Annotated in this window: 20 protein-coding genes; 7 read left to right on the top strand and 13 right to left on the bottom strand. The window is 47.5% G+C overall.

The window, feature by feature from the left end; genetic code table 11:
* Window positions 1-111: 111 nt before the first annotated feature.
* The 8 genes from typA to scpB form a co-directional block, all read right to left on the bottom strand.
* Window positions 112-1929: a translational GTPase TypA gene (typA, locus tag C2747_RS03345; RefSeq protein ID WP_215332416.1), complete on the bottom strand. Its 1818-nt coding sequence runs from the start codon at window positions 1927-1929 to the stop codon at window positions 112-114.
* 78 nt (window positions 1930-2007) lie between these two features.
* Window positions 2008-2919, bottom strand: coding sequence for a tRNA pseudouridine(55) synthase TruB (gene truB / locus C2747_RS03340; RefSeq protein WP_215332414.1), 912 nt, complete (start codon window positions 2917-2919; stop codon window positions 2008-2010).
* Between the two features lie 6 nt (window positions 2920-2925).
* Window positions 2926-3294, bottom strand: a complete 369-nt coding sequence (gene rbfA / locus C2747_RS03335; RefSeq protein ID WP_015420788.1) for a 30S ribosome-binding factor RbfA — start codon at window positions 3292-3294, stop codon at window positions 2926-2928.
* A 14-nt stretch (window positions 3295-3308) separates the two neighbouring features.
* Entirely contained in the window at window positions 3309-6086 is a 2778-nt protein-coding gene (gene infB, locus C2747_RS03330) for a translation initiation factor IF-2 (protein WP_215332412.1), read from the bottom strand.
* A 13-nt stretch (window positions 6087-6099) separates the two neighbouring features.
* Window positions 6100-7581 (bottom strand): transcription termination factor NusA, encoded by a 1482-nt coding sequence (gene nusA, locus C2747_RS03325; protein ID WP_215332410.1) that lies wholly within the window; start codon window positions 7579-7581, stop codon window positions 6100-6102.
* Window positions 7578-8069: a ribosome maturation factor RimP gene (gene rimP, locus C2747_RS03320; RefSeq protein WP_215332408.1), complete on the bottom strand. Its 492-nt coding sequence runs from the start codon at window positions 8067-8069 to the stop codon at window positions 7578-7580. Before rimP ends, nusA begins: the two co-directional genes overlap by 4 nt.
* Before the next feature lie 173 nt (window positions 8070-8242).
* Complete coding sequence (locus C2747_RS03315) at window positions 8243-9985, bottom strand: pseudouridine synthase (protein ID WP_215332406.1); 1743 nt, start codon at window positions 9983-9985, stop codon at window positions 8243-8245.
* Between the two features lie 6 nt (window positions 9986-9991).
* The gene (gene scpB / locus C2747_RS03310) at window positions 9992-10717 is read right to left on the bottom strand and encodes an SMC-Scp complex subunit ScpB (RefSeq protein WP_215332404.1); all 726 of its coding nucleotides are present in this window, start codon (window positions 10715-10717) and stop codon (window positions 9992-9994) included.
* A gap of 202 nt (window positions 10718-10919) precedes the next feature.
* Here scpB and C2747_RS03305 point away from each other — a divergent pair, with 202 nt between their 5' ends.
* From C2747_RS03305 to C2747_RS03295, 3 genes are all read left to right on the top strand, one after another.
* A complete protein-coding gene (locus C2747_RS03305; protein ID WP_215332402.1) occupies window positions 10920-11831 on the top strand; it encodes a patatin-like phospholipase family protein in 912 nt (303 codons plus the stop codon).
* Window positions 11832-11946: 115 nt separating this feature from the next.
* Window positions 11947-12180: a BrnT family toxin gene (locus C2747_RS03300; RefSeq protein WP_349814588.1), complete on the top strand. Its 234-nt coding sequence runs from the start codon at window positions 11947-11949 to the stop codon at window positions 12178-12180.
* Window positions 12158-12430, top strand: coding sequence for a BrnA antitoxin family protein (locus C2747_RS03295; RefSeq protein WP_215332400.1), 273 nt, complete (start codon window positions 12158-12160; stop codon window positions 12428-12430). The genes C2747_RS03300 and C2747_RS03295 overlap by 23 nt, the downstream gene beginning before the upstream one ends.
* Window positions 12431-12441: 11 nt before the next feature.
* On the opposite strand, the gene C2747_RS03290 is transcribed toward C2747_RS03295, so the two are convergent.
* The 5 genes from C2747_RS03290 to C2747_RS03270 all read right to left on the bottom strand — a co-directional run bounded on the left by C2747_RS03290 (window position 12442) and on the right by C2747_RS03270 (window position 18885).
* Complete coding sequence (locus C2747_RS03290; protein WP_215332398.1) at window positions 12442-13104, bottom strand: C40 family peptidase; 663 nt, start codon at window positions 13102-13104, stop codon at window positions 12442-12444.
* Between the two features lie 138 nt (window positions 13105-13242).
* The gene (locus C2747_RS03285) at window positions 13243-14922 is read right to left on the bottom strand and encodes an ABC transporter ATP-binding protein (protein ID WP_215332396.1); all 1680 of its coding nucleotides are present in this window, start codon (window positions 14920-14922) and stop codon (window positions 13243-13245) included.
* Window positions 14919-15944 (bottom strand): ABC transporter permease, encoded by a 1026-nt coding sequence (locus tag C2747_RS03280; RefSeq protein WP_215332394.1) that lies wholly within the window; start codon window positions 15942-15944, stop codon window positions 14919-14921. The genes C2747_RS03285 and C2747_RS03280 overlap by 4 nt, the downstream gene beginning before the upstream one ends.
* Complete coding sequence (locus C2747_RS03275) at window positions 15941-17005, bottom strand: microcin C ABC transporter permease YejB (RefSeq protein WP_215333054.1); 1065 nt, start codon at window positions 17003-17005, stop codon at window positions 15941-15943. Before C2747_RS03275 ends, C2747_RS03280 begins: the two co-directional genes overlap by 4 nt.
* Window positions 17006-17016: 11 nt before the next feature.
* Window positions 17017-18885 (bottom strand): extracellular solute-binding protein, encoded by a 1869-nt coding sequence (locus tag C2747_RS03270; RefSeq protein ID WP_215332392.1) that lies wholly within the window; start codon window positions 18883-18885, stop codon window positions 17017-17019.
* Window positions 18886-18935: 50 nt separating this feature from the next.
* On the opposite strand from C2747_RS03270, the gene fabI reads away from it, so the two are divergent.
* Genes fabI through C2747_RS03250 form a run of 4 tightly spaced genes read left to right on the top strand, consistent with a single transcriptional unit; the run spans window position 18936 to window position 23344 of the window.
* The gene (fabI, locus tag C2747_RS03265) at window positions 18936-19721 is read left to right on the top strand and encodes an enoyl-ACP reductase FabI (protein WP_215332390.1); all 786 of its coding nucleotides are present in this window, start codon (window positions 18936-18938) and stop codon (window positions 19719-19721) included.
* Window positions 19718-21043, top strand: coding sequence for a chromate efflux transporter (chrA, locus tag C2747_RS03260; protein WP_215332388.1), 1326 nt, complete (start codon window positions 19718-19720; stop codon window positions 21041-21043). Before fabI ends, chrA begins: the two co-directional genes overlap by 4 nt.
* 31 nt (window positions 21044-21074) lie before the next feature.
* Window positions 21075-21959 carry an HTD2 family dehydratase gene (locus tag C2747_RS03255; RefSeq protein WP_215332386.1) on the top strand — a complete coding sequence of 295 codons (885 nt, stop codon included), beginning with the start codon at window positions 21075-21077 and terminating at the stop codon, window positions 21957-21959.
* A 14-nt stretch (window positions 21960-21973) separates the two neighbouring features.
* A complete protein-coding gene (locus tag C2747_RS03250) occupies window positions 21974-23344 on the top strand; it encodes an MmgE/PrpD family protein (RefSeq protein WP_215332384.1) in 1371 nt (456 codons plus the stop codon).
* The last annotated feature ends 10 nt before the right edge of the window (window positions 23345-23354 follow it).

Genomic DNA, 23354 nt, shown 5'->3' with positions numbered 1-23354 from the left:
ATGATTAATTTACTAAGGTTTTAGGAATATTGCTACGAGGGAAAAACAAGAGCCACCCAAGGGTGACTCTTATTTAACAGCTAGATGACTTCTGAAAGTACCTTTGCGAAATTACTCGCGGGATGCCTTCTTACGGTCATGCTCTTTCAAATAACGCTTACGAATTCGTACGCTTTTAGGGGTTACTTCAACCAACTCATCATCGCTAATGAATTCAACAGCATATTCCAAAGTCAAATCGATTGGCGTCACCAAACGAACCGCCTCATCAGTACCTGAAGAACGTACGTTAGTTAATTGTTTACCTTTGATCGGATTCACAACTAAGTCGTTATCGCGACTATGAATACCAATCACCATACCTTCATAAACAGGATCGCCGTGTTTTACAAACATACGACCGCGATCTTGTAGCTTCCAAATTGCATAGGCAACTGCTTCGCCATCATCTTGACTAATCAATACACCGTTATGACGCTCGCCCAAGATGCCATCTTTAGCCGGAGCATAAGAATCAAATGTATGACTCATCAAACCGTTACCGCGAGTCATGGTCATGAAATCGCCTTGGAAGCCAATCAGGCCACGCGCAGGAATACGGTACTCAAGACGGGTACGACCTTTTCCGTCACTCACCATATCTTGCAACTCACCCTTACGCTTACCCAAGTCTTCCATTACGGAACCTTGAGTAGCATCTTCTACGTCCACTGTTAAGTTCTCGTACGGCTCCATCTTGACGCCATTCTCTTCGTGGAAGACAACGCGAGGACGGGAAACCGCCATCTCATAGCCTTCACGACGCATAGTCTCTACCAAGATGGTGAGGTGCAATTCGCCACGACCTGAAACTTCAAATACGGTGTCATCATCAGTTTCTTTTACGCGCAAAGCCATATTGGCTTTGAGCTCACGATCAAGACGCTCACGGATCTGGCGGCTAGTCACAAACTTACCTTCACGACCAGCCAATGGGCTAGTGTTCACCATGAAGTTCATGGTTAAAGTAGGCTCATCAATCTTGAGCATTGGCAATGGATCTGGTTTATCAACTGCACAAACCGTTGTACCAATCGCTAACTCTTCAATACCGTTGATTAGAGCAATATCTCCGGCAAATGCCTCGTCAACGATTTCACGCTCTAAACCTTTAAATTTCAATACTTGGTTGATACGGCCTTTAAATGGCACGCCATCAGGACCATTCATGCAGACTACTTCCATGCCTGACTTCACACGTCCACGGCTAATACGGCCAACACCAATCTTGCCGACATAGCTGTTGTAGTCGATTGAAGAAATCTGGAATTGCAAAGGACCATCTGGATCATCATCACGCACAGGGACGTATTTCAGAACAGCGTCAAACAATGGACGCATATCACCTTCACGGACATCTTCTGTAGTTCCTGCATAGCCATTCAAGCCTGATGCATAGATGATTGGGAAATCTAACTGCTCTTCCGAGGCACCTAGTTTGTCAAACAATTCAAAAGTAGCGTTAATTACATAGTCACAACGTGCGCCAGGACGATCAACCTTGTTAATCACCACAATCGGCTTCAAACCAAGAGCTAAAGCTTTCTTGGTTACAAAGCGAGTTTGTGGCATTGGGCCTTCAACCGCGTCAACCAAAAGCAAAACACCGTCAACCATGGAGAGCACACGCTCTACTTCACCACCGAAGTCGGCGTGTCCTGGTGTGTCAACAATGTTGATGTGTGTGCCGTCGTATTCCACCGCACAGTTCTTGGACAAAATAGTAATGCCACGCTCTTTTTCCAAGTCATTTGAGTCCATGACGCGTTCGGTCATTTTTTCATTTGAGCGGAATGTGCCAGATTGGCGCAAGAGTTGGTCAACCAAAGTAGTTTTACCGTGGTCAACGTGGGCGATGATGGCGATATTACGGAGTGCGCGTTTAGTCATGTGAAGCTTCTGAAGTTAAGAATATGAAATTCGGGTTAATTAAGGTTAATCAGTTAATAAGTTAATAAGTCAAAAATATTAATGGGCTGAAGAAATCAAGCGCTTGGGATGCAATACCCCAGAGCGCCAATCTCCAGTACCAATAAAATTGTGTGGAGCAGCAGTTGCGCGATAGATACGCACTAGCGCTTCTATCGAGGGTAAATTGAGTGGAACTCGTTGGCCCATCTCTAAACGTTTTGCTTGCTGCTCATCTACAGTGAGATGTGGCAGAGTTTGTAAGAGTGCGTCGACTGGTAAGATGTAACTAGAGCTATCTTGCAAGCCTTTCTGAATAGATTCAATCGTGAAAGACTGCTCTAAATTCAGGTGCCCAACTTCAGTACGGCGTAAGCCAACCAAATGTGCACCACAGCCTAATGCCTTGCCAATATCTTCTGCTATGACGCGAATGTAAGTACCTTTGCTACAGCTCACTTCTAAAGTAGCTTCAGGCCAATTGATATTAGTCCAACGGATGGCATGAATCGTAATATTTCGTGGTGCACGCTCCAACTCAACACCAGCACGAGCATATTCATATAAAGGTTTACCATCGCGCTTGAGCGCAGAATACATTGGTGGAACCTGACTGATGGGGCCGGTAAACGCTGGTAGCAATGACTCTAGCGCTAACTTCAAGGCAATTTCATCAGCGAACACTGGTAGCGGTAACTCTTCAATCACCAAGCCTTCAGCATCGCCAGTATCGGTACGCTGACCAAATTTCACCTGAGCGATGTAAGTCTTATCAGCTTCCAATAAATCCTGAGAGTACTTAGTTGCTTCACCCAAACAAATGGGTAGCAAGCCTGTAGCCATTGGATCCAAAGTACCTGTGTGCCCAGCTTTTTCTGCATTGAACGCACGCTTCACGGCCGTGACCGCACCTTGCGAGCTCATGCCAGCAGGTTTATCAAGCAAGACAACGCCGTCGATACGTACAGACATGGCTATTTACGCGTTCTCGTCTTTGCGATCACTATCGACCGCTTGATCAATTAAGCGAGACATCTCGATGCCATGCTCAACAGAACTGTCGTAATGAAAATGCAGGGTTGGCACGGTATGAATATGCAAACGCTTAAACAATAAAGAGTGCAAGTAACCCGCTTTATCCTGGAGCGCCTTCAATGCTACTTCAGGCTCAGCGCCTAAAACAGTAAAGAAGACTTTTGCGTGCGCTAAATCTGGCGTAAGTTCAATGCTTTGTAAAGTAATCAAACCTAGGCTCGGGCTACGCAATTCACGAGGAATCAGCTCGGCCAGGTCTCGCTGAATTTGATCCGCGAGACGCTGGTTACGATGAGGGCTAGTTTTATGCATGTACTCGGTAGTTCTTAGAGTGTTCTAGCAACTTCAGTCACTTCGAATACTTCCAGTTGATCGCCCTCTTTGATGTCGTTGTAGCCTTTTAATGACAAGCCACACTCAACACCAGCACGAACTTCTTTTGCATCATCTTTAAAGCGCTTGAGAGAATCCAACTCGCCACTCCAGATCACGACGTTTTCACGCAAGAGACGAACGCTAGAGTTACGCTTGACAACACCATCTAACACCAAGCAACCTGCAATTGCGCCAACTTTAGATACCAAGAAGACTTGGCGAATCTCCACCATACCGGTGATTTCTTCTTTCTTATCTGGTGTCAACATGCCACTCAAGGCTGCTTTCACTTCATCAACCGCGTCATAAATAATGTTGTGATAACGAATATCCACACCATTATTCTCAGCCAACTTACGCGCTGCACCATCCGCACGAGAGTTAAAGCCAATAATGACCGCCTTAGAAGCAACTGCTAAGTTCACGTCAGTCTCAGTAATGCCACCCACTGCTGCGTGAACAATTTGAACCTTCACCTCTGCAGTAGAGAGCTTTTGCAATGACTGTGACAATGCCTCTTGAGAGCCTTGTACGTCCGCCTTAATGATCAGTGGCAATAACTTCGCTTCGATCGCACCCTCTTCCATGTTTTCCATCATGGTTTCGAGTTTGAATGCTTGTTGTTTAGCCAACTTCACATCACGGAACTTGCCTTGACGGAAGAGTGCGATCTCACGTGCTTTACGCTCGTCAGGAACCACTTGCACTGATTCACCAGCTGCAGGTACTTCAGATAAACCTTGAATCTCTACAGGGATAGATGGGCCAGCCTCATTACATGGCTTACCGTTCTCATCCAACATCGCACGAACACGACCGTAAGTTGAACCGGCTAGCAACATATCGCCACGCTTCAGTGTTCCAGATTGAACAAGAACAGTAGCAACTGGGCCACGCCCTTTATCCAAGCGTGCCTCAATCACTAGGCCTTGAGCTGGAGCCTCTTTAGCTGCTTTGAGTTCCAAAATCTCTGCCTGCAAGAGTACGTTCTCAAGCAATGCATCGATGCCGTCACCAGTCTTGGCAGAAACGCCAATAAATGGCACATCGCCACCGTATTCTTCAGGAACTACTTGCTCAGCAACCAATTCAGTTTTGACACGCTCTAAATTGGCTTCAGGTTTATCAGTCTTATTGATTGCCACAACGATTGGAACACCCGCTGCTTGAGCATGGTGAATCGCCTCTCTGGTTTGTGGCATCACACCATCATCCGCAGCAACTACCAAGATCACGATATCCGTTGCCTTAGCACCGCGAGCACGCATGGCCGTAAAGGCTTCGTGACCCGGGGTATCAAGGAAGGTAATCATGCCACGTGGAGTTTCAACGTGATAGGCGCCAATGTGCTGAGTAATACCACCCGCTTCGCCGGTAGCAACCTTAGCCGCACGAATCTTATCGAGCAAAGATGTTTTACCGTGGTCAACGTGACCCATTACCGTGACTACTGGTGGACGCGGTAATAATTCCGCATCGTGACCAGCAATACCCAAATCTAAATCAGGATCCTCTAACTTGGCAGCATGAGCAGTGTGTCCCATTTCCTCGACGATGATCATGGCCGTATCTTGATCCAAGATCTGGTTGATCGTGACCATCTGACCCATACCCATCAAGAGCTTAATTACTTCTGCACTCTTCACGGCCATGGCGTGAGCTAACTCAGCAACGGTAATGGTTTCGGGAACATTGACATCACGCACAATCGCTTCGGTAGGTACCTGGAAATTGGTATCGGTATTGGCTTCAGCAATTTGACGTTGCTTTCTTCTGCCGCCACCTGAACGCCAACCACCTACACCACCAGAGCTATCACCACGAGTCTTGAGACCACCCGGTTTCTTGGCACCTTCTTCTTGCCAAGTGGATGAAGTCTCTGCGGACTTAATAGTTTTACCACCAACTTTAGCAGCTGCTTTTTTCTTATCATCAGCACCTTCAACCTTGGCAGGTTTATGCAAAGTGCCTTTTTTAGCTTCTTCAGCAGCAATTTCACTTGGTGCTTTGAGAACACGTGCAGGTGCGCTCATCATGTCGCGAATCGCTAAGGCTTCAGCTTCAGCAGCAGCACGACGTTTTGTAATATCCGCTAACTGCGCCTTATTGGCATCAGCAATATCTTTAGCAGCCTTGTCAGCTTGCGCTTTCTTTTCTGCAGCTTTTGCTACTGCAGTATCGCCATCTGATTTAGCAGATTTCTCAATTACTGGCTCAACTGCACTTGCAGCCGCTGCTGCATCAGCCTCTTTTTGACGAGCCTCTTCAGCCGCTTTCATTTCAGCTTCTTGACGAGCCAATAATTCCGCTTGACGAGTAACTTCAGCCGCACGTTTTTCTAACTCTTCGGCAGAAAGGATTGGCTTAGCAGATTCTGCAGGAGCAACTTCCTTAGCCGCTGGAGCTGGAGTCTCTTCAGGAGCTTTATCCCCCGCTTTAACTAGCACGCGCTTTTTACGAACCTCAACTTGAACGGTGCGAGTACGCCCAGCAGAGTCTGCCTGACGAATCTCCGAGTTTTCGCGCTTGATTAAAGTAATCTTTTTACGACTACCTGTATCTGCACTGCCATGCTCTTTTTGCAAATGCTCAAGCAGGACAGTCTTATCCTTTTCGGTAATGCTGTCGTCCTCAGAACCTTTTTCAATACCGGCCGCCTTCAATTGCTCCAGGAGGTCTGGCGCGGTACGTTTTAATTCTTTAGCGAGTACTTTTACTGTTGTTGCCATGCACTACTTCCTCTCATGAAGTAAACCAATGTTCGCGCGCTTTCATGATGAGCGTTTTCGCGGTTTCTTCGTCAATTTGTGTCGCCTCAACTAGCTCATCAACAGCCAGTTCAGCTAAGTCGTCACGGGTATGAACTTGATTGTCAGCAAGCTTTGCAACCAATTCAGTCGTCATTCCCTCAAGGGAACGTAAATCTTGTGAGACTTCGCCAACACGCTCTTCTTTGGCCAATTCCATAGTCAAGAGAGAGTCACGTGCACGAGTACGCAACTCGTTTACGGTGTCTTCGTCAAAAGAATCGATTTCTAACATTTCAGAAAGAGGTACATAAGCAACTTCTTCCAATGTGTTGAAACCTTCTTCAATCAAAATGTCAGCCACTTCTTGGTCAACGTCCAATTTATCCATGAATAATTGACGTACAGAAGCAGCTTCTTTTTCAGTTTTCTCAGCAGACTCTTCTGGAGTCATGATGTTGATCTGCCAACCAGTCAATTCGCTAGCCAAGCGAACGTTCTGTCCGCTACGACCAATCGCAATTGCCAAGTTCTCTTCATCAACCACCACATCCATGGCGTGACGCTCTTCATCAACCACGATAGAAGATACTTGCGCTGGAGCCAAGGCACCAATCACAAACTGTGCTGGATCTTCAGACCACAACACAATATCCACTGCCTCGCCAGCCACTTCGTTACGTACCGCAGTAACGCGTGTGCCACGAACGCCAACGCATGTACCGATTGGGTCGATGCGCTTGTCATAAGTAATCACAGCAATTTTTGCGCGGATACCAGGATCGCGGGCTGCGCCCTTAATTTCCAACAAGCCTTGCTCCATCTCTGGAACTTCATTCTCAAACAGCTTGATCAAGAAATCTGGGCAAGTACGTGAGAGCTCAATCTGTGGGCCACGGGCTTCACGATCCACTTTAAGGATGTAAGCACGCACACGGTCACCAGAACGCAAGTTCTCTTTAGGAATCATTTGATCGCGACGCAGCAAGGCTTCAACGCGACCAGACTCAATAATCAAACCATTCTTGTCAGCACGCTTCACGGTACCGGTCATGACTTTTTCGCCACGCTCAAGGTAGTCGTTCAGGATTTGCTCGCGCTCAGCATCACGAATGCGTTGCAAGATCACCTGCTTGGCTGCTTGTGCGCCGATACGGCCAAAGGCCAAGGATTCAATTTGCTCTTCGATGTGCTCGCCAACTTCCATGTCCGGAAATTGCTCAAGCGCTTCGAAATGCAGAATTTCTTTATCTGGCTCTTGGAGACCAGCTTCATCAGGAACAACCAACCAACGACGAAAGGTTTCGTATTCACCAGACTCGCGATCAATCGATACACGAATATCTACATCTTCTGTCGGATAACGTTTCTTAGTAGCTGATGCCAACGCCATTTCTAGCGCCTCAAACACAATCGCTTGATCTACGTTCTTTTCACGCGCTAAGGCGTCTGCCAACATGAGAACTTCTCGGCTCATGACTTTCTTCCTTTGAAATCAATAACAGGGACCAACCGAGTCTTATCGACCTCGGCTAAAGAAAACTCCAATTGAGACTCAGCGCCATCAGCGCCTTCGAACAACAAACCAAATTTCGCATCAGGTGAATCCAACTCACCACTCAGCAAACCTTGCAACACACCACGAAACTTCTTGCGATCGCCAGCGGCAACTCGCAATTTCAAATCCACTTCCATTCCGGAGAAGCGCTCGTAATCAGCCGCTGACTTCACAGGGCGATCTAGACCAGGAGAAGAAATCTCAAGACGCTCAAAAGGAATGTTTTCTACTGGCAGGGTATAGCTCAGCTGATGACTTACCTTTTCGCAATCCTGGACATTAATCAAGCGCTCGTAATCCGGGTTTTCAATCGTGACGCGCAGCAAACCTCCGGCTTCACGCTCGATATCGACTAGCGTGTACCCTAGGTTTTCTACTTCTGCAGAAATAATCCGCTGATCTCTCACGAACACCCTTCAATCCAAAATGGCAAAAAAAAATGGGCTTCAAAGCCCATATTCTCGAAATTCAGAACAGGCCGACTTACGTTGATCGCAACATCAGTCGGTAACAACTCAAAACAGCAGCAATATGCCGTAAGATCAAAATTATAGCCGATTTAGAGGAAAACTCATCAAAATCAGAAGCTTTCGCTTGGATTTCGCGGTTTTCTAGGGCCTTTATTGAAGGGTTTGCGCCCTTTTGGAGCTCCCCGTTTAGGGCCATTACCTGGGCTTTGGGGGCTTGCTGTTACAAAAGCAGATTGTCCGTGATGAACTTTCTTGGCTTTATTGCGGTTCTGGCCTTGAGCTCCCTGGCCAGCACCTTGACCGCCCTGACCACCTGCGCCTGGACGCCCACCCTGGGTACGACCGCGGAAAGGACCGCGCCCCTCGCTCGAACCACCACCGCCGGGTTTACCACCCCGACCTTGGTGAGTAAGAGCGCCATGACCACTAGCCTGGGTTAAAGCATCCCGTGAACCCCAATAAGAAACCGAGGTTTGCATTGGATCTGGCTGAAAGTCCCCGCTGGAAGCAGGATTGCGGTCTCGTCCATGAGACCCAGAAGCTGGGCCACGACCCTTATCTTGGGGTTGGGGCATTTTTAAGCCAGCAAACTTCATTAAGTTATAAATACCGCCGGCCTCAATCTCTTCCCACTTGCCCCGTCTCAAACGTGGAGGCAACAAGAAAATGCCGTAACGCGTACGAATCAAACGAGAGACGACATGCCCGACTGCTTCAAACATGCGGCGCACCTCACGGTTACGACCTTCCGTCAAAGCAACGTGATACCAACGGTTTGCACCTTCCCCGCCCCCCATAGAAAGACGTAAGAATTTAGCTTGGCCGTCATCTAAAGTAATGCCGCTCTTTAATTGAGCCGTGTTTTCTTGGCTCAGATCGCCCAAGATACGGACAGCGTATTCGCGCTCAACACCGTAACGGGGATGCATTAAACGATTAGCCAGCTCGCCTGAAGTCGTAAATAGCAACAGGCCTTCAGTATTAAAGTCCAGACGCCCTACTGCAATCCAACGTCCTTGACGTGGCTTTGGCAAACGATCAAATACCGTTGGACGACCCTCTGGATCGGACTGACTCACGATTTCGCCGGAAGGCTTGTGATACATGATCACGCGTGGTGGCTTAGTCTGAATCTTGCGATGCACCGGCTTACCATTGATACGTACTTGATCGGTTGGCCCAATGCGCTGACCGATATGGGCTGGCAATCCATTCACGGATACGCGCCCTTGAATAATCAAGTCCTCCATATCCCGACGTGAGCCCATACCGACATCAGCCAATACCTTGTGCAACTTGACAGTATCTTCGTCGTCAGCTTCGTCATCCAAACCATCTAAGTCTGACCAAACTTCATCACGCAAGCTGAGCGGCAAATCATCGATGTTGGCAAATTGCAAACTACTCATCTCATCATCGCTAGGTGTATCAGCATCTTCGTCATGACGCACACGTTGTGCGCGACGCTCTGCACCAGTTTGATGAGAAATCTCATTCTCATTCACACCATCTGGATTCTTAACCTCAACTACTTCAGGCGCATCTAATGCAGCATCAAATTCTCCAGAGACCACTGAAGCGAATAAGGCTTCACTCTCTGCTGCATTCGGTGCCAGCTTGGCAGCTGGTGGGTTAGCACCATCGCCCTCGCGACGAGGCCTATCCTTGTTAAATGGACGTTTCTTATTAAATGGCTTGCCTGCGCCTGCACCCTGACGGCGTGGACGACGTTGACCGCCTTCGCGCCCTTCGCCTTTTGCTCCCTCTGAATGATTGGGTGCAAACTCAGAGCTAGTTGAGTTATCCGATGTAGGTTTAATCGGAGATGAATCGTTTTCGTTATGACTTGTCATTAATAATTATTTTTGTTCGTCTGATTTTTCTTCAGACTCTGGAGTAACTTCTTCTACTACTTCACTTATTTCTTCGCTGATGGATTCTTCGTTTACTAACGCATCCTCTGTTGACTGAATGATGGGCTGACCGTGTTCGTCTAACTCGATGACTGTCTCTACAGTTGCAGTAGGGTCAAACTCCATTACCGCCTGACCCAATTGCGCAGCTGCGGCCATCGGTGCAGCATCTTCTAGCATTGGCAAGCTTTGTAAATTAGCCAGACTCAAGTCATCTAAAAATTGTTTGGTGGTGGCATATAAACCTGGGCGACCGATAGTCTCTTTATGGCCAATCACCTCAACCCAACCCCGATCTTCTAGCTGCTTCATCACATTGCTACTGACTGCAACGCCACGAATCTCTTCGATCTCACCACGGGTAACTGGTTGACGATAGGCAATAATTGCCAAGGTCTCCATTACCGCGCGTGAATACTTTGGCGGCTTTTCTGGAGTCAATCGATCAAGATATTCACGCATCGCTAAGCGGCTCTGAAAGCGCCAGCCTGTTGCAATGTGGACTAACTCCATGCCCTTGTCTTCCCAAGATTTTTGAAGCTCCAAAAGAGCATCATCCATTTCGCCAGCGGCAATATCTTCGACAAATAAGCGCGTCAGATCGGCAACTGTGAGTGGTTCTTGCGCGCACAAGAGGGCTGTTTCAATTACGCGTTTATTGTGATCATCCATAAAATTCGGGCTATCAGGTAAGGACCTGATGAGACTATAAAAATGTATTTCAGTAATGGGTTGGTAGTTTTCTGGTGGCGCTATTTAGCTACAACAGGCAGTTGATCTCTGTAAATACACACTGGAGAACTACCCGCGCTGAAACGAAGTCTTTTTCGCTCACCTTGAACCCATTATAAGGGAGGCTCAATACAATAGCTATATGCACGAAATTACAGCCCTACCCCCTCTTTTATCCCCCGAGGCCGACACAAGACGTCGTTTTCTGGGCTTAGGCCTAGGTTTAGGAGCTCTCATTGGGGGTTCAAGCCTGAGCGGGTGCAGCCTAATGAGTAGTCGCAAGCCCGTCATTGGCCTTGTCTTAGGGGCAGGTGCCGCCCGAGGTTTTGCCCACGTGGGCGTCATTAAGGCATTAGAGGCACAAGGTATTCGGCCCGATATCGTGGTCGGCAGTAGTGCCGGAAGCGTGATTGCAGCATTACTTGCCTCAGGCGCCACCGGTAATGATCTCAATCGACTCGCCTTAACTCTTGATGAGGCAACTATTGCCGACTGGGGCCTGCCTTTTGCGGGAAGGTTCGGAGGCCTGATTAAAGGGGATGCCCTTCAAAACATGGTGAATCGTGAAGTACAAAATAAGTCTATCGAGCAAATGCGCATACCCCTAGGAATTGTGGCGACTGAACTGCAATCAGGTAAAGGTACTTTGTTTCGCTCTGGCAATACAGGGCTAGCGGTACGCGCCTCCTGCAGTGTTCCAGGCGTATTCCAGCCCGCAGTCATCAGCGGCAAAGAATATGTTGACGGCGGCTTGGTTGCTCCAGTACCAGTAAGTTATGCCAGGCAGATGGGTGCAACACTGGTGATTGCGGTCAACATCTCATCAGAGCCTATTCATCAAGATGCCAGCGGAACCTTTGGCGTTATGCAACAAACCATCTCTATCATGCAGCGAAGTATTAATCAGCATGAGCTTAAGAGCGCAGATATTGTGATTACGCCCCACCTCAAGCAAATGAGTAGCGGCGACTTCAAATCCAGAAATGCCGCCATCCTAGCTGGTGAAGTTGCTGCACAGGAGCAAATGGCGCTGATTAGGGAAAAGTTGAAGTAGCAGCACCTCTCCACATCCCCATTTCATAAGCATGGTAAATTTCCATATATCTGATTGTAACTACAATTAGATATATGGAAATTACCTATGATGATCTTAAAACAAAAGGAATTTAATAGAGCGCAACCTCTCATTTGAAGATGTTATCGAATTTGATTTTGAGAGTGCGAGACTGTCTATAGATGAACGAAGAGACTATGGGGAAATCAGAATACGAGCAATCGGTTTTTTGCGATGTCGATTGCACACATTAGTCTTTACTGAGACCGAAAAGGGAATACGAGTCATTAGCTTTAGAAAAGCAAATAAACGGGAGCTCACTGAATATGAAAAACAAATCCAAAATTAATGACGAAAACTTCGAGTGGTCAGCTGAAGAACTTAGTAAGTCAAAAACATTTAAAGACTTACCAGAGTCACTGCAAGCTAAATTAGCCCCCCGAAAGCTGAGAGGGGCTCAAGTTCTGCCAACAAAAGTCTCAACAACTATTCGCTTATCCAGCGATGTAGTCGAGGCATTTAAAGCATCGGGATCAGGATGGCAAACTAAGATTGATTTAGCGCTAAAAGAATGGCTAAGGGAGCATACACTCGCTTAGCTAAATACAAATTAAAGGCTACGAGATTTGCGCTTGAGTTTATTCACTTCATTCAACAACTCTCTACGCTCTGCGTCACCCAGGTTGTCACTGCCGTCTAAGCGGCGAGCGCCATCAAAGCGCTTATCCCAGTAAAGACTGCCAAGGTCGTCTACACGCACACTGGTACCTTTAGATGGGGAGTGAATGAATTTATTGTCGCCAACATAAATGCCGACATGAGAGAAAGTTAAACGCATGGTGTTGAAGAACACTAAATCACCAGGTTGCAATTCTTCACGAGTAATCGGTTTGCCCACTCGGCTCATTTGAGTAGATTTGCGTGGCAATAAAAAACCCAGCTTATCTTTAAAAACATAGCCAACAAAACTACTGCCGTCCAAACCAGATTGCGGTAACTCTGCATCCCAGCGATAACGTACGCCAATCACTTCCATAGCGCGATTAATTAATTCATCTGATTTACCGGTAACGGAGTCTGCCAAACGATCTGACACACGAGCAAAGTAAGACTTACCCGCCTGAAACATGGTTTCTTTGGGAGTCTCTTTAGCAACTTCTGCAGGCAGATCTTTTGCAGCATCAGCAACAGCATCCGCAGCCCGTGCAGGATTGGCAGCCAAGGTGATTGCAATCAGCACAGCGATTGTTAGGAGGTCTTTTTTAAGGGACATTTCTCTATTCTAACAAAAAAGGCCTCTGTCACCAAATGCTAGCTCAAGAGCTAACTTATTGTTTTCAATAGAATATTTACCATTATGGGGCGTAAATGCACCAATATAGCGCCTTAGGGGGTCTATTTCAGGGAAGTCTTAGGTCAGTTCAGCGGCCGCAAACAACTCTTGGGTATAGCTCTGACGTGGGTGCTTAATGAGAGTCTCAGTATCACCAAACTCCACAACCCTTCCCCCTTTGAGCACCATCACCTCGTGCGACATCGCCCGAATGACCGCCAGATCATGGCTAATTATCAAATAGGCTAAGTTGTATTTTTTCTGGAGCTCAGTTAGCAAGGCGAGCACCTGTTTTTGAATCGATACATCCAATGCCGAAGTTGGCTCATCCAATACCAAGATCTGCGGCTTCAGAATCAAAGCACGAGCGATCGCAATGCGCTGCCTCTGGCCACCCGAGAATTCATGGGGATAACGCGTGAGAGCAGAACGATCAATTCCCACCTCTCGCAAAATATCCAGGACGCGGGACTCACGATCCGCTGCAGACAAATTCGGAAAGTGCACATCCAAACCCTCTGAAACAATTTGCATCACATTCATACGCGGAGAAAGTGAGCCAAACGGATCTTGAAAAATGACCTGCAAACTTGAGCGCATGGCTCGGCGCTCTAATGGTTTTAACTTCTGCCAATCCTGACCAAGCACATCTACTGCGCCCGTGATCTCAGCCGCAGAATCACCCAATAAACCTAAAACCGCCATACCTAAGGTGGTCTTACCTGAACCAGACTCACCAATTACGCCGATAGTTTGCCCCTGCTTTAGCTCAAAGCCAACCTTACGCAACACTTGATGACGTGGAGCTTTTCTAAACCAAGAGCTAGACTCTGTACCCGGATAAGAGACAGATAAGTTCTCTGTCTTTAATAAGACGGGTGCCAAAGGCATTACTGGCGCTAAATCCCGCACCGGAACACTGTTGACTAAGGCTTTTGTATACGCGTTATCTGGATGCACAAAGACTTGCTTTGTAGTCCCGACCTCCATCAGATTGCCCTGATTGAGAACGGCAACGCGCTGAGCAAAATGCTTAACCAAGTTGAGATCATGTGTAATCAACAGGATTGCCATGCCACCATGATCTTTAGACTCTTCTTGCAATTCTTTGAGTAAATCCAAAATCTGCAAACGCAAGCTTACGTCTAGAGCGGTAGTAGGCTCATCCGCAATAAGTAATCTTGGCTTACACGCTAAGGCCATGGCAATCATGGCGCGTTGACGTTGTCCACCAGATAATTGGTGTGGATAGGAGTGGAAGCGCTTCTCTGGCTCAGGAATGCCAGTTTTCTTGAGCAGCTCAATTGCAGCAGACATTCCGTCGGCCTGGGAGATCAATGGCTCATCAATCTGCACTGCCTCAACAATCTGATTGCCGATAGTGAATAAAGGGTTGAGTGCAGTCATCGGTTCCTGAAACACCATCGCAATCTCACGACCCCGAATCTCACGAATAGCTTGTATGGGTAAATCCAGCAAATTCACTGAAGGATTACCAGCATCTGCACTCTTGCCACCCCACAAAATTCGGCCGGATGTTTTTGCACCCTCAGGCTCAAGACGCAGAGGCGCTAGGGCAGTCAGCGTCTTGCCTGAACCAGACTCTCCAACTAGGGCAACGCGCTCACCCACACCAATCTCTAGATCCAGATGGTTGACGGCAAATTTTTCACGCCGTCCCGAACCAAACGAAATTGAGAAATCTTCATAGCGCAGTAAAGGAATTACTGGTTTATTTAAATTAGTCTTGTCACTCATGAGCGACCCCCACTCATAGCGCCTGACTTACGAGAATCAAAGGCATCCCGCAAGGCCTCGCCCATAAAAGTGAGCAGAAGTAAGGTGGCCACCAAAACAACGAAGGTCGATAGTGAAATCCACCACGCATCTAAATTACTTTTACCTTGGGAGAGCAATTCACCAAGACTAGGTGTTCCTGGTGGCACACCTAAACCCAGGAAATCTAAACTGGTGAGCGACAAGATCGCCGCACTCATTCTGAAGGGAAGGAAGGTAATAACAGGAGTCAGACTGTTGGGCAGAATATGACGGCGCATAATTTGTAGATTCGTTAAGCCCAATGCTCGGGCTGCACGAACGTACTCTAGCGCGCGATTACGAAAAAACTCTGCGCGCACATAATCAGACAAACCCATCCAACCAAATGCTGCCAGCAGAATAATCAAGAGCCAAATACTCGGGTTAAAGATAGAGGCAAAGATGATAAGTAGATATAACTCTGGCATCGCCGACCAAATCTCAATCAAGCGTTGAGAAACCAGATCAAACTTGCCACCAAAGAATCCCATTAAAGAACCGGTGATGATGCCTACGCTGACACCAACAATGGTGAGCGCTAAGCCAAACAAAATCGACAGGCGAAAACCATAAATTAAACGCGATAAGACATCGCGCCCACGATCATCAGTGCCTAACCAGTTATCAAACGATGGTGGTGCAGGATTAGGTGCTTTTGAGAAGTAATTGAGCGTCTCATAGCTGTAAGGAATGGGTGGGTAAATTACCCAATTACCATTGCTGGTGATGTTGTGACGAATATCCGGATCTAAAAAATCGGTTGGGGTCGCAAAGTCACCGCCAAAGACTCGCTCAGGTTGTGACTTCACAATTGGGAAATAGAATTTCCCTTCGTAGCGCACTATCCAAGGTTTGTCATTCGCAATCAGCTCAGCACCCATGGAGAGACCAAAGAGGATCATGAAAATCCAAAGACTGGCATAACCCATGCGACTATTTTTAAAACGATGCCAGCGACTCATGAGCCGCCTCCCGCACCAAACTGGATGCGTGGATCAATGTAGACATAGCAAAGATCCGAAATCAACTTTGTAAACAAACCAATCAGCGTGAAAAGATAAAGTGTTCCGAAAACTACTGGGTAGTCACGTCGCATCACAGACTCGTAAGAAAGTAAACCGAGCCCATCTAAAGAAAATAGGGTTTCAATCAGTAGCGAGCCTGTAAAGAAGGCGCCAATAAATGCCGCCGGAAATCCAGTTACTAAAGGAAGGAGCGCATTGCGGAACACATGCTTCCACAGCACTTGTTTTTCGGTGAGGCCTTTAGCTCTCGCAGTCAATACATACTGTTTGCGAATCTCTTCTAAAAAGGAGTTTTTCGTCAGCATGGTAATCACGGCAAAGCTACCTAAAACAGAAGCGGTGATCGGCAAAACCAAATGCCATAAATAATCCATTACCTTACCCATCATGCTGAGTTCACTCCAGTTATCTGAAGTCAGTCCGCGTAGTGGAAAGATTTGTAAAAAACTGCCGCCGCCAAAAAGGACAAGGAGGAGTACCCCCAATACAAATCCTGGAATGGCATAGCCGACCAAGATGAAGCTGCTAGTAACTGCATCAAAGCGAGAGCCATCGCGCACTGCTTTCGCAATACCCAGTGGAATCGAAACCAAATACGTGATGAAGAAGGTCCACAAACCAATACTGATCGATACGGGTAACTTAGAAATTACTAAGCCCCAGACGCTTTCGTGCTGGTAATAGCTTTGACCTAAATCGAATCTGGCAAAACGCCCCAACATCATGAAATAACGCTCTACTGGCGGCTTATCAAATCCATAGAGCGCTTTAACCTCTTCCAAGCGTTGCGCATCAACACCTTGACGCCCGCGATAGGTTGCTCCAGCACCGGATGACTCTGATCCACCAGTTGCTCCAGCACCCTTGCCTTTTAATTCCAAGACCATCTGCTCTACTGGGCCGCCGGGTACAAATTGCACGACTGCAAAGGTCAAGGTCAGTACGCCCAATAAGGTAGGGATCATTAACAGTAGGCGTTTAAAGATATAGGCGCGCATTTGACCTTGCATTATTTAGCCTCCTCTTTCCACCAGTTTTGGATAATCCAAGGCTCCGCTGAGTAGTACAAGGGAGGTTCTGGATAGCGCATCTCTTTGCGATAGGCAACACGGTGCGTTGGGTTGTACCACTGTGGAATGATGTAATAACTATTCCAGAGCACGCGATCTAAGGCTCTCGTAGCGGCACGTAACTCCTCGCGATTTTGTGCTTTAGTAATTTCCTGAATCAAGGCATCCACTACTGGTGACTGAATGCCAATGACATTATCTGACCCTTTTTCTTTGGCAGCCTGACTACCAAAGCGATCCCATAATTCATTCCCAGGATTTTGTGAATCTGGGAAACGAACTGTTGTCATATCAAAATCAAATTCATTCATCCGCTTTTGATGAAGGGCAAAGTCACTAGTTCGAATATCCACCTGAACTCCCAACTTCTCTAGATTGCGAACATAAGCCGAAATTACCCTCAGAAAGAATCCGCCATCTTCCACCATCTCAAAACGAAATAGCTCTCCCTTTTCATTGCGCAATGCGCCATCGCGATACTGCCAGCCAGCATGCATCAGTAGTTCGCGGGCTTTCTTTAAATTCTGACGTAGGCTGTCTGGTGACTTGGTGGAGGGGGCTGGGGGCATTGAATCAAATACCGCATCAGGCACCCATTGTGGATACTTTGTTTTTAATGGTCTTAGCAGCTTTAGCTCTGCTTCAGTGGGCTTACGCGGTCCATCAAAATTCGCACTCAAATCGCTATTCTGAAAGTAGCTATTGATACGACTGTATTGATCATAAAAAATTTGGCGATTGAGCCATTCAAAATCTAAGGCGTAACCCAAAGCTTCACGTACTCGAGCATCCTTAAAGATGGGGCGACGAAGGTTCATTGCAAAACCCTGCATCCCTGCCCCATTGTGATTGAGGAATGCCTTCCTCAGTAGGGTGCCGTTATCAAACTTGGAGCCCACATAACCCTTAGCCCAGATCTTGGCGCGGTATTCAACGATAGCGTCGAACTCCCCGGCTTTGAAGGCCTCTAGACGAACAGCATCATCACTGTAGAGTTTGTAAAGCACGCGCTCAAAGTTATAAAAACCAACGCGGACATTTAAAGGCTTACTTAATTGATCGGCCCAATATTGCGGGTTTCGCTTATAGACAATGGATTTACCAGCTTTAAAGGATTCAATGAGATAAGGCCCACTACCCAATGGTGCTTCAAATGCAATCTTCTCAAAAGGAATGATCGTGCCGTCCGGCTTCTTTCCCCAGTTACGAGAAAAGATAGGGAGCGTTCCCGCCAAAATAGGCAATTCTGTATTGTTGTTTTTGAAATCAAAACGCACTGCTCGATCTGATAACACAACCGCTTCTTTGATATCTGCGAAGGTGGTTCTATAGCGTGGATGCGCTTTACCACTCATTAATACATCAAAGCTATGTTTCACATCTGCAGCTAAGACTGGGCTACCATCAGAAAACTTGGCTTCAGGACGAATACGAAACGTTACCGACTTATGGTCTTGGGCAACAGCAATATCTTCAGCAAGCAAACCATAAATGCTGGATACCTCATCAGCACTTCCCTCGGCCAAAGATTCAAACATCAATTCAATTCCGGGCGCCGTTACACCTCGCAGAGTAAAAGGATTGAACTTATCAAAACTGGTTCTTTGCCCTGGGTTAGGTAAAGTGAGGGTACCTCCCCTAGGGGCATGAGGATTCACGTAATCAAAATGGGCAAATCCTTCAGCATATTTAGGCTTGCCATACTGGGAAATCCCTTGGGCTGCCTGCGCTACATTGGCCCCAAGCCCCACTAGCATGGCTAGCAGCAAGAAATGGGCTATTTGGCGAATGGGGTTTAGGGTGGGCATATATGCAACAATTGTAGATAGCTAATCATATTTGAAGTAAAGGAAACAACATGGGCTTTCTCTCCGGCAAAAAAATCCTGATTACAGGACTTCTCTCTAACCGCTCTATTGCCTACGGTATTGCCAAGGCATGCCACCGCGAAGGGGCTGAACTGGCCTTTACCTACGTTGGCGAGCGCTTCAAAGACCGCATTGTCGATTTCGCTAAAGAATTCAATACCGAACTGATTTTTGACTGCGACGTTGGCAGCGATGAGCAGATTTCCGCCCTTTTTAAGGATTTGGCTAAGACTTGGCCGCAGTTTGATGGCTTTGTCCATGCGATTGGCTTTGCACCGCGTGAAGCGATTGCTGGAGACTTTTTAGAAGGTCTTTCTCGCGAAGGCTTCAAAATCGCTCATGACATCTCGGCTTACAGCTTTCCGGCGATGGCAAAAGAAGCTTTGCCTATGTTGCGCGACAAATCTTCCTTGTTGACACTAACTTACCTCGGCAGCTTACGTAACGTTCCCAACTACAACACCATGGGACTTGCTAAGGCCTCACTTGAAGCCTCGGTACGCTACATCGCTGGCTCAGTTGGACCCAAAGGCATTCGCGCCAATGGAATCTCTGCTGGCCCGATTAAAACTTTGGCCGCTGCTGGCATTAAAGGGTTCGGCAAGATTTTGGAGGCAGTTGAACAGACTGCCCCCATGCGTCGCAATGTCACGATTGATGATGTTGGAAATACCGCCGCTTTCCTATTGTCTGATTTAGCAAACGGCATCACCGCTGAAATCATTTATGTCGATAACGGCTTTAGCCAAGTAGTTGGCGGCATGGAAGAAGTTTGAGCGTTCCATTAAGCGAGGCCCTGAAATTTTGGGCCAAGCTGGGCTTTATTAGTTTTGGTGGGCCCGCTGGACAGATAGCCGTCCTGCATCAAGAGCTAGTTGAAAAGCGTCGCTGGATTTCTGAGCGGCGATTTTTACATGCGCTCAACTATTGCATGCTGTTACCAGGTCCTGAGGCGCAGCAGTTAGTCACTTATATTGGCTGGCTGATGCATCGCACTTGGGGTGGTGTTTTAGCGGGCACTCTCTTTGTTCTGCCCTCCCTCTTTATCTTGATCGGCTTATCTTGGATCTACCTTACCTTTGGCCAAGTTCCCTGGATTGCCGCTATCTTTTTTGGCATCAAACCCGCCGTCACTGCCATCGTGCTCCACGCAGCAGTACGGATTGGTAAACGCACGCTACACAATCAAGCACTACGTTGGATTGCGCTTGGATCCTTCCTGGCCATCTTTGTTTTCAATTTGGCCTTCCCGCTCATTGTTATATTTGCGGCATTGATGGGCATCTGGGGTGGCAAGTGCTACCCAGAATATTTTCAGCAAACTGCTGCTCACGATAAATCAACAGCGGCACACGCTCCCGCAGTAATTGATGATCACACCCCTACTCCAGACCATGCTCAGTTTTCCAAAAAGAAACTGGCACTGCACAGCGCGGTTGTTCTCGCGCTCTGGTTAATTTCGTTTATTGCCTTAGTACTGATCTTTGGTTGGAAAACGCTCTACCCGCAAATTGCTTGGTTCTTTACTAAAGCCGCCTTCCTTACCTTTGGTGGTGCTTATGCAGTTCTGCCCTACGTCTACCAAGGCGCAGTAGATCAATTTCACTGGCTTAGCGGAGGTCAGATGATGGATGGTTTAGCGCTTGGAGAAACCACTCCAGGACCGCTCATCATGGTGGTGGCTTTTGTTGGATATCTTGCTGGCCATATTCAACACCTGATTGGTAATAGCAATCCGTTTTGGTTTGGCGTGCTTGGGGCTTGTGTTGCTACCTGGTTTACTTTTTTACCTTCTTTTTTCCTGGTGCTAGTCGGTGGTCCACTCATCGAATCTACCCATGGGAAGCTGAGCTTTACTGCACCCCTGACTGCCATCTCTGCAGCAGTGGTTGGCGTCATCGCCAATCTGGGTCTGTTCTTTGCGTATCACGTCTTTTTTCCACATGGTCTTGGCGGTTCAATCTCATGGATTTCCATTGTGATTACCTTACTTGCCGCTCTAGCACTCTTTAAGTACCAAAAAGGAGTGATTAGTGTGTTGATCGGTTCAGCTCTAGCTGGGCTTCTGAGTTATTTACTAACTACTTTATTGATCTAGTAAGGCTGTATTGGGGGCTGAAATTGGCATAATGGAACTTATGCGAATTGAACCCCAAACTATTACCCATCTCCAAGAATGGCTCGGAAAAACTGAAACCCTTCAAGACACTGTTACCGCAGCTCCAGTCAGGGCTTTATCAGCAACACTCGATCGATCTGATGCCGCGCCCACCGAAGGAAGCTTTCTGCCAGAGTTATGGCATTGGCTCTATTTTTTACCCTGCGCCCTTCAATCAGAAATCGGCGCTGATGGTCATCCCAAGCGTGGCGGCTTTTTACCCCCCGTTCCATTGCCGCGTCGCATGTGGGCCGGTAGTCGAATTGAGTGGTTAGCCCCTCTGGCAGTTGGCGATGCAATCGAACGCGTCTCCAAAATTGAATCCGTTACACACAAAGCGGGTCGCACTGGTGATCTGATCTTTGTATTGGTCCAACACACCATCTCCAATCAAAATGGCTTGGCTTTAGTTGAAGAGCATGACATTGTGTATCGCGATGCTCCCGGCCCAGACGATAAGCCGGTGGCACCAACGCCAGCGCCTACTGGAGCTACTTGGTCCAAAACAATTACTCCTGATGATGTTTTATTGTTCCGTTACTCAGCGCTCACATTTAATGGTCATCGCATTCATTACGATCGTAAATACGTTACTGAAGTTGAGGGCTATCCTGGCTTAATTGTTCACGGCCCTTTAATTGCGACCTTGTTGGTAGATCTTGTACGTCAGAGTATTCCAGCTTGCAAGTTAAAGCGATTTGAATTCCGCGCCATTCGCCCGACTTTTGATATCAATATATTTAAGGTAAGCGCTAAGCCTGATTTGGAGAAAGATCCTTCTGGGAAAACGATCTCCATTTGGGCCGAAGATCATGAAGGCTGGCTCACCATGCAAGCCACTGCAGTTTTAGCTTAGGAAATTTTGACTTCATGACTACTCCACACTTATCTAAAGCCTTAGCGACATTTGCTTCCGAATTAAAGATTGGCGATATTCCCCAAGAGGTGATTGCACGCACCGAAGATTTACTGGTGGATTGGTTTGGCTCTGCCATTGCTGGTAAAGGTTCACGTCCAGTAGAAACAATGACGCAGTTTGCGCAAAACATGGGTGGCTTTAATGCTGCCAATCCTGGTTCTGCTGAAATTCTGATTAGCCGCAAGAGCTCGAGCCCTTTTTTAGCGACGCTCGCTAATGCCGCAGCATCACATGTAGCCGAGCAAGATGATGTGCACAACGGCTCTGTCTTTCACCCAGGCACCGTGGTGTTTTCTGCGGCACTAGCGACAGCACAAACGATTGGCGCCTCAGGTGAAGATCTGTTGGTTGCTGCTGTTGCTGGTTATGAAGTTGGTATTCGGGTTGGTGAATTTCTAGGTCGCTCACACTACAAAACATTTCACACTACTGGTACTGCCGGCACCTTGGCCGCCGCCGCCGCAGTGGGTCATCTACTGAAACTGAACCCCACTCAAATGTTGCACGCCTTCGGTTCGGCGGGCACCCAATCCGCTGGCCTTTGGGAATTTCTGCGCGATGCCGCCGACTCTAAGCAGCTACATACTGCACACGCTGCCTCCACTGGTTTGATGTCGGCTTACCTAGCGCAATCTGGTTTTACTGGCGCTGAACACATCTTAGAGGGTAAACAAGGTTTAGCTGCTGGTATGTCAAGCGATGCAGATCCCAGTAAGCTGATTGACCGATTAGGTAGTCGCTGGACTATTGCTGAGACAAGCTTTAAATATCACGCCTCATGTCGTCACACTCACCCTGCGGCAGATGCCTTGTTGCAAGTCATGTTGGCGCATCACCTTAAACCTAGCGATATCACCAAAGTAGAAACCATGGTTCATCAGGGTGCCATTGATGTGCTGGGCCCAGTGACTGATCCAGTGACTGTGCACCAATCTAAGTTCTCCATGGGGACTGTATTAGCCTTGATCGCTCACTATCAATTTGCAGGTCTTCAAGAATTTGATCAACACTTTCATGATCAAGCCATTTGCGCATTCCGGGATCGCGTCACGATGGTCCTAGATCCTGAAGTGGATGGCGCCTACCCTCAGCGCTGGATTGGCAAAGTCAAGGTCTACCTGAATAGTGGTGAGGTTTTAGAGGGTCGTGTTGATGAACCCAAAGGCGATCCTGGCAATACTCTCAGTCGCGCTGAAATTACCGATAAGGCTATGCGCCTTGCTGCATTTAGTGGCGGCGCAAGCCCAAATGAGATGAGCGCCGCAATTGAGCGCTTGTGGAATATCCGCAAGGAGTCCAAGATAGGTATGTTGATCTCCTAAGTCTCACCCT

The sequence above is a fragment of the Polynucleobacter corsicus genome, assembly GCF_018688255.1.
Classification (GTDB): Bacteria; Pseudomonadota; Gammaproteobacteria; order Burkholderiales; family Burkholderiaceae; genus Polynucleobacter; species Polynucleobacter corsicus.
This window is presented reverse-complemented; position numbering and strand designations above follow the sequence as displayed.